1 protein-coding gene is annotated in these 255 nt (G+C 60.8%); it reads left to right on the top strand.

The annotated features are described in order from the left end of the window. Positions 1-237, top strand: a 237-nt coding sequence (locus tag VSR34_RS39135) for a transposase (RefSeq protein ID WP_342965315.1), incomplete at its 5' end; no start/stop codon positions are given. Between the last annotated feature and the right edge of the window lie 18 nt (positions 238-255).

Below are 255 nucleotides of genomic sequence, written 5' to 3'. Positions count from 1 at the left end.
CAAAACACCTCAGGACGGCGTTCGGCAGTGCCCGAAACGATTGCCGCGAGCGCGGGCTATGCCATTTCGCAGCAAAAGCGCAAATTGATCGAACAGGGCTTCGGGTGGGCCAAGACCGTGGGGCGCACGCGCCAGGTGATGGTGCGCGGCTTGAAGAAGGTGGACCAGATGTTCGTGTTGAACATGGCAGCCTACAACCTCGTGCGCATGCGATCCCTGGCACAGTTCCGTCCATAGTGGCGGGAAAAGGCGCCA

The sequence above is a fragment of the Paraburkholderia sp. JHI2823 genome, from assembly GCF_038900695.1.
In the GTDB taxonomy this organism is placed as follows: Bacteria; Pseudomonadota; Gammaproteobacteria; order Burkholderiales; family Burkholderiaceae; genus Paraburkholderia; species Paraburkholderia mimosarum.
Note: the sequence above shows the minus strand (reverse complement) of the source record. Positions and strands in the feature narration are given on the sequence as shown.